Source organism: Amycolatopsis sp. NPDC051045 (genome assembly GCF_040682955.1).
In the GTDB taxonomy this organism is placed as follows: Bacteria; Actinomycetota; Actinomycetes; order Mycobacteriales; family Pseudonocardiaceae; genus Amycolatopsis.
Map to the genome: position 1 here is coordinate 21,516 of NZ_JBFBCC010000021.1, position 7,279 is coordinate 28,794.

The window sequence follows — 7,279 nt, forward strand, 5'->3', positions numbered from 1 at the left end:
AGACACAGAGAACTTGGTTCGGAAGGCGCGCCGCGGTCGTGCTCGCCATCGGGTCGGTCCTGGCGGCCGGGGCTCCGCTGATGGTGATGCCCGTGGCCCAGGCCGCGCCCGCCGCGGTGAACGTGCCGGTGAACGTGCTGGTCTTCCACGGCGCGGCCGCCGGTCAGAAGGACCCGGTGCTGCGCGCGGCGGACGCGATCGCGCGGCTGGGCACGGACAACGGCATCACGGTCACGGCGTCCTCGGACCCCGCCGTGTTCAGCACCGCCAACCTGGCCCGTTACCGCGGGGTGGTGTTCCTGTCCGCGCAAGGGGTGACGCTCGGCCGGGAGCAGGAAGCCGCGCTGCAGGCCTACATGAAGGCGGGCGGCGGATTCCTGGGCATCTCCGACGCCGCCCGCGCGCAGGACTCGTCGGCGTGGTTCACCGGCTTGATCGGGGCCCGTCCGGTCGGGGCCCGGCCCACGCCCGAGGCGGTGGCCGCGGTGACCGCGAGCGGTGAGAACCCGCCGAACGAAACCAAGGAGAAGCTGGCCGACAACAACGAGAACACGAAGTGGCTGACGTTCGCGACGACCGGCTGGGCCGCCTACAAGCTGACCACGCCGGTCGCCGTCAGCAGCTACGCGCTGGTGTCGGCGAACGACTTCCCGGGCCGGAACCCGAAGAGCTGGACCCTGCAGGGCTCCGCGGACGGAACCACCTGGACGGATCTGGACACGCGCACGAACGAGGCGTTCACCGATCCGTTCCAGACCAGGACGTTCACCTTCGCCAACACCACGGTCTACCCGAACTACCGGCTCAACATCACCGCCAACGCCGGTGAACCGATCATCCAGCTCGCGGACTTCAAGCTGTTCAAGGACACCTCGACGACCCCGCCGCCGCCCGAGCCGGCGCCGCAGCAGGCCGTCGTCGACGTCCTCGACGCCCACCACCCGGCCACCGCCGGGCTGCCGCAGAACTGGACGCGCACCGACCGGTGGCTCAACTGGGAGACCAATCCCGTCGGCACCGTCCACACCGTCGCCCAAGTCGAGGAAAAGGGGTACAACCCGGGCGTCGGCGCGAACGGCGCGTTCCACCCGATCTCGTGGTGCCGCGACTACGACGGCGGCCGCTCCTTCTACACCGGCATGGGCCGCACCGAGGCGTCGTACGGGGAAGGGCAGTTCCGCGACCACCTGCTCGGCGCCCTGCGCTGGACGACCGGCATGGTGCGCGGCGACTGCCAGGCCGGGATCGCCGCGAACTACAAGATCGAGCGGCTGACCGGCAAGAACGCCGCCGGGCAGCTGGACCAGATCGGCGAGCCGCACGGGCTCACCATCGCGCCGGACGGCAAGGTGTTCTACATCGGCAAGGCGGCCTGCCCGACCGGGCCGGTGGTCAGCTGGGACGACCCGAACGTCGGCCTCGGCTGCGGCACGATCCACCAGTGGGACCCCACGACCAAGAAGCCCAAGCTGCTCACGACGTTGCGGGTGATGGGCAACCGCGGCAGCGGCGACGAGCTCGTCAAGAACGAAGAGGGCCTGCTCGGGCTGACGCTGGACCCGAAGTTCGCCGAGAACGGTCACCTGTACGCCTACTGGATGCCGCACGAGTCGATCGACCGCGACAAGCGGATCGGCAAGCGCACGGTCTCGCGGTTCACCTACGACTCGGCGAAGCAGACCCTCGACCAGGCCACGCGCAAGGACCTGCTGTCCTGGGACGTGCAGATCCACAGCTGCTGCCACGCCGGCGGCGGCATGGCGTTCGACAAGGACGGGAACCTCTACATCGGGTCCGGGGACAACAACTCCTCGGGCGGCTCCAACGGCTACTCGGGCAACAACTGGACGCTCGACTACAAGGGCATCTCGTTCCAGGACGCGCGCCGCACCGCGGGCAACACCAACGACCTCGGCGGCAAGATCCTGCGCATCCACCCGGAGGCGAACGGCACGTACACGATCCCGCCGGGCAACCTCTTCCCGAACGGGCCGGCGGACAAGACGCGCCCGGAGATCTACGTGATGGGCGTCCGCAACATCTCGCGCCTGCAGATCGATCCGGTGCACAACTGGATGACCGCGGGCTGGGTCGGCCCCGACGCGACGTCGCCGAGTCCCGAGCTCGGGCCGGCGAAGTACGAAACGGCGACGATCATCACCGAGGCGGGCAACCACGGCTGGCCGTACTGCATGGGCAACCGGCAGCCCTACCGCGACCGCAGCAGCACCAACGCCGCGGAGCTGACCGGCTGGTACGACTGCGACAACCCGGTGAACACCTCGCCGCGCAACACCGGCCTGGTGAACCTGCCGCCGATCAAGGACAACATGATCTGGTACTCGCCGGACGGCGGCGGGCCGGTGTTCCCGAAGCGTCCCGGCACGTCGATCCCGACGTACAACGCGGCGGACGCCACCTACACCCAGCCGTACCTGCGCGGTGGCGGCCAGGCCGTCATGTCCGGGCCGACGTACCACCGCTCGCTGGTCAACACGAACAGCGGCGTCGCGTGGCCGGAGTACTGGGACAACAAGTGGTTCATCGGCGACGAGTCCAACGCGCAGAACCGGGTCGCGGTGACCGTCGACCCGGCGGGCGTGCCGACGCACCAGCCGCCGGTGTTCGCCGAAACGTTCCGGCAGATCATCCCCGGCGGCGCGGGTGACGCCCGGGTGCAGAGCTGGATGGACGCCAAGTTCGGGCCGGACGGTGCGCTGTACGTGCTCGACTACGGCAACGGGTTCTTTTCCCTGGACGCCAACCAGAAGCTGCTGAAGATCAGCTACACCGGCGGCGCCCCGACGCCCGCGCCGGCGGCGTCGTCGACGATGGTGCAGAACAAGGCCCTGACGGCCGCGTTCACCGGGTCGAAGTCCGGTGGCGTGTCCTACCGGTGGGAGTTCGGCGACGGTTCGGTGTCCACCCAGGCCGATCCGCGGCACACCTACCCCCGCACCGGGATCTTCACCGCCAAGCTGACCGTGACCTACGCGAACGGCGAGGCGGTGACCACCCGGACCGCGGTGAACGTCGGCTGCGCGGTGGCCGACCCGAGTCCGGTGGTGACGCTGGGCGACACCCTCACGAAGGTGGTCAACCGCAACGCGGGCGGTGGCTGCACGGTGGACGACTTCCTCGACGACGAAAGCACGTGGAGCACGCACGCGGCGTTCGTCAACCACGTCGAGCAGGCCACCGAGACGCTCTCCGACCTCGGGGTGCTGAACGACGCCGAGGTGGCCGAGCTCAACGCGGCGGCGGAGGCGTCACCGATCGGGAAGCCGGGCACCACCGGCTACGACGCGCTCTTCGACGGCACGGCCGCGTCGCTGCGCGGGTGGGAGCAGGCCCCTTCGGGGCAGTTCACGCTGCAGCCCGACGGATCCCTGCGTGCGGGCGGTGGGCTGGGCATGCTGTGGTACGCCCAGCGGCAGTTCGGCGACTTCTCGGTGAAGGTGCAGTTCAAGGACATCGCCCCGGATGCGTACCGGGCCAACAGCGGCGTCTTCGTCCGGTTCCCCGATCCGCGGACACCGCTGGACCAGCGGCCGCCGGGCAGCTGCGGCACGGTCGGGTCGGCCAGGACGTCACCGGCTTGGGTCGCGATCTACTGCGGTCACGAGATCCAGATCTACGACGGCGACACCGGTGAACCGCAGAAGACCGGGTCGGTCTACAACTTCGACCCGCGCCCGCTCGACCAGGCGGGAGCCCGGCCGAAGGGCACGTGGAACGAGTACGAGATCAAAGTCGTCGGGCAGCACTACACGATGATCCGCAACGGCGTGGTGATCAACGAGTTCGACAACACGCCGGGTCAGCAGTCCTCGCGCGCCGGCGATCCGCCGACCGAGCTGCGGCAGTTCGTCAGCGGGTTCATCGGGCTGCAGAACCACAGCGACAACGACCTGATCGAGTTCCGCAACATCCGGGTGCGGCAGCTGTAGCGCGACGGGGGCCGGGTGCACCCCCGGCCCCCGTTCCTCCCAGGAAGGTTTCCCGCGATGTCCCCACGACCGATCGCCGTGCTGCTGGCCGCTTTCCTGGCCTTGCTCGGGCTCGCCCCCCCCCGCGGTGGCGGCGCCGGTCCAGACGCTCACCTGGACCGGGAACAACAGCACGACCGAATACGCGTCCGCGCCCACCGGCGCGCTACCCGGCGAGACCACCATCGTCTTCGAGAACAGCGAAGCCACCGGCAACACGACCGGGATGTCGCACACCCTGACGTTCGACACTTCGACGCCGGGCTACAACCACGACGTCTCGCTGAACATCCTGGCCAACCCGTTCGACCCCACCGACGGGCGGCACGAGGCGGTCGTGACGCTGACGCCCGGCAAGTACCGGTACTACTGCACCATCCCCGGCCACACGACGATGGCGGGGGAGTTCGTCGTGTCCGACGGCGGCGGCGACACGACCCCGCCGGCCGTGACCGCGGCGGTGGCGGGCGACCGGGATCCGTCCGGCAGCTACCTCGGATCCGCCACGGTGACGCTGTCCGCGACGGACGCGGGATCCGGCGTGGCTTCGGTCGAGTACCAGCTCGACGGCGGCACGTGGATCGCCTACACCGCACCCGTGGTCGTGTCCACCGTGGGCGCGCACATGCTGCACCACCGCGCCACCGACGTCGCCGGGAACACGTCCGCGGAAGGGATGACGCACTTCACGGTCGTCGAGCGGCCGGGGGACCCGGCCCCGCCCACGGTGACCGCTTCGATCACCGGTACCCAGGACCCGGCGGGCAACTACCTCGACGTCGCGACGGCCCGGATCACGGCTTCCGACGCGGGTTCCGGGGTGGCGTCCGTGGAGTACCAGCTGGACGGCGGCGCCTGGACGCCGTACACCGCCCCGGTCGCGGTGACCGCGGCGGGGGCGCACATGCTCCACTACCGGGCCACCGACGTCGCGGGGAACGTCTCGCCGGAGGGCATGGCCCACTTCACGGTGGTGAAGAGCGACACGACGGCGCCGGTCGTCTCGGCTTCCGTGGCCGGCACGCAGGACGCCGACGGCCACTACGTCGGCAAGGCGGTCGTCACGGTCACGGCTTCGGACGCGGGCTCCGGGGTCGCCTCGGTGGAGTACCGGGTGGACGGCGGCGCGTGGACCGCCTACGCGGCCCCGGTTCCCGTGGCGGTGGCAGGAGCGCACACCGTGGAGTTCCGCGCTTCCGACGTCGCCGGGAACACATCACCGGTGGGGACCGTGGCCTTCACGGTGGTCGCCGGCGGGGACACCGCGGCGCCGGCCGTGTCGATGCAGGTGAGCGGCAAGCAGGACGGCGGCTGGAACTACGTGGGCCAGGCGACCGTGGCACTGACCGCGACCGACACCGAGTCCGGGGTGGACTTCGTCGAGTACAAAATGGACAGCGGAGCGTGGACGCGGTACCCGGCACCGGTGGTGGTGTCCGCGCTGGGCGCGCACACCGTGCGGGCCCGGGCCACGGACGTCGCCGGGAACGTCTCGGCGGAGCTGACGGGGGCGTTCACGGTGGTCGCGGCCCCGCCGCCGCCGGACGCCTGCCCGGGCTCGGACACCCGCGAGACGGTGGTGATCGGCGGGATCGACAGCCAGGTCGAGAACATCGACACCGGCAACGGCTGCACGATCAACGACGTCATCGACGAGCAGGCGGAGTACGCGTCCCACGACCGGTTCGTGAAGCACGTGAAGGCGGTGACCCTCGAACTGGTGGGCAACGGCGTGCTGTCCACGGGCGACCGCAACCGCATCGTGACGGCCGCGATCGAGTCCGGCGTCGGTGGCGCGCCCGCCGGTAACGCTCAAGGTCGGCTGTTGCGGTCGTCACATCAGGGCATCAGCTGAGCCTGACTGACGTTAAACGCCACATTGATGAGGCGTTTAACCGAAGAAGGAGCCCCCTGATGAGCAAGACCTGGTTGATCACCGGAGCGTCCCGTGGCTTCGGGCGCAGTCTCACCGAGGCTGTGCTGGAGGCGGGCGGCTTCGTCCTCGCCACGGCCCGGCGGCCCGAGCAACTGGACGACCTGGTGGCCCGGTACGGCGCGCGGGTGTGTCCGTTCGCCCTCGACGTCACCGACGCCGGTGCGGCCGTCCGCGCGGTGCGCGAGGCCATCGACGCCTTCGGCCGCCTCGACGTGGTGGTGAACAACGCCGGCTACGCGAACAGTGCGCCGATCGAGGAGATGGCGGAGGAGGACTTCCGCACGCAGATCGAGACCAACCTGTTCGGCGTCGTGAACGTGACCCGGGCCGCGCTGCCGGTCCTGCGTGCGCAGCGGTCCGGCACTTTCGTGCAGTTCTCATCGATCGGCGGCCGCGTCGGCGGGACACCGGGAATGGGCGCGTACCAGACGGCGAAGTTCGCGGTCGAGGGCTTCTCCGAGGTCCTCGCGAGCGAGGTGGCCCCGTTCGGGGTGAAGGTGATCATCGTCGAGCCGGGCGCCTTCCGGACCGAATGGCAGGGCGCCTCGATGACCCGGCACCCGGTCGGCCCGGACTACGAGGCCACGGTCGGTGCGATCCACCGCTACCGCGACGAGAGCGACGGCAACCAGCCGGGCGACCCGGTCCGCGGCGCCAAGGCCGTCGTCAAGGTGGTCGAAGAGCCCAACCCACCCCGGCGGCTCATCCTCGGCGGCGACGCGGTGGCGGCCGCCCAGAAGGCGGCGCAGGAGCGAGCGGCCGAGACCCAGCAGTGGGCCGAGGTCAGTCGCTCGGCCGACTTCCCCGTCGGCGAACGCGGACCGGTAAATCCATAGTAGACAGTCCGCTGTCGACGCCACGCGCTGGGAACGCCGTCCTCGGCGAACCAGAGCAGGGATCCCGGAACCACCGCGCCCTTCTCGTCCGACCGAGCGAAGTCCCTGTGTCGTCTTGCTTTTGCCGCTACCCTGGCCCGATGACTCGACTCGCCCGGCTGACCGGTGCGGCCGTTGCGCTCGTGCTCGCGGGAACGCTCTCCGCCTGTGGAGACGAGCCACCCGCCCGCGAAGCCTTCATCGCGAAGCTCAAGTCCGACCCCAGGACCGAGGGAACGCCGGATCAGGCTGTCGAATGTCTCGCTGACTGGTATGTGACCTACGCGACCGAGGAACAGCGTAACGCTTTCCTGAACGGCCAGGTCGTGGCGCCGGCCGCCGGCGAACAGGCCCGGACCGCCATGGTGGACTGCCTGAAGGCCGCCGCTGATCCGCGGTGACGAAATAGCCTGTTTGGCCCTGTGGTGCGGAATGCGCGATTCGCTAGGCTCGTCCCGGGGAGATCGGTAAGCCTTCTT

At 70.0% G+C, this 7,279-nt stretch carries 4 protein-coding genes; all 4 read left to right on the plus strand.

Going from position 1 to position 7,279, the window contains the following annotated elements:
- The first annotated feature begins 80 nt into the window (after positions 1 to 80).
- The 4 genes from AB0M80_RS35310 (at position 81) to AB0M80_RS35325 (ending at position 7,201) form a co-directional block, all read left to right on the plus strand.
- Complete coding sequence (locus AB0M80_RS35310) at positions 81 to 3,950, plus strand: ThuA domain-containing protein (protein WP_364573771.1); 3,870 nt, start codon at positions 81 to 83, stop codon at positions 3,948 to 3,950.
- Positions 3,951 to 4,077: 127 nt separating this feature from the next.
- Positions 4,078 to 5,844 (plus strand): copper-binding protein, encoded by a 1,767-nt coding sequence (locus tag AB0M80_RS35315; protein ID WP_364573622.1) that lies wholly within the window; start codon positions 4,078 to 4,080, stop codon positions 5,842 to 5,844.
- A 59-nt stretch (positions 5,845 to 5,903) separates the two neighbouring features.
- Positions 5,904 to 6,761, plus strand: coding sequence for an oxidoreductase (locus tag AB0M80_RS35320; RefSeq protein ID WP_364573624.1), 858 nt, complete (start codon positions 5,904 to 5,906; stop codon positions 6,759 to 6,761).
- Between the two features lie 140 nt (positions 6,762 to 6,901).
- Positions 6,902 to 7,201: a hypothetical protein gene (locus AB0M80_RS35325; RefSeq protein ID WP_364573626.1), complete on the plus strand. Its 300-nt coding sequence runs from the start codon at positions 6,902 to 6,904 to the stop codon at positions 7,199 to 7,201.
- Positions 7,202 to 7,279: the final 78 nt, after the last annotated feature.

Excerpts from the sequence above, each read along its gene's own strand:
- AB0M80_RS35310 (WP_364573771.1), top strand. The coding sequence starts at position 81 with ATGGTGATGCCCGTGGCCCAGGCCGCGCCCGCCGCGGTGAACGTGCCG.
- AB0M80_RS35320 (WP_364573624.1), top strand. The coding sequence starts at position 5,904 with ATGAGCAAGACCTGGTTGATCACCGGAGCGTCCCGTGGCTTCGGGCGC.
- AB0M80_RS35325 (WP_364573626.1), top strand. The coding sequence starts at position 6,902 with ATGACTCGACTCGCCCGGCTGACCGGTGCGGCCGTTGCGCTCGTGCTC.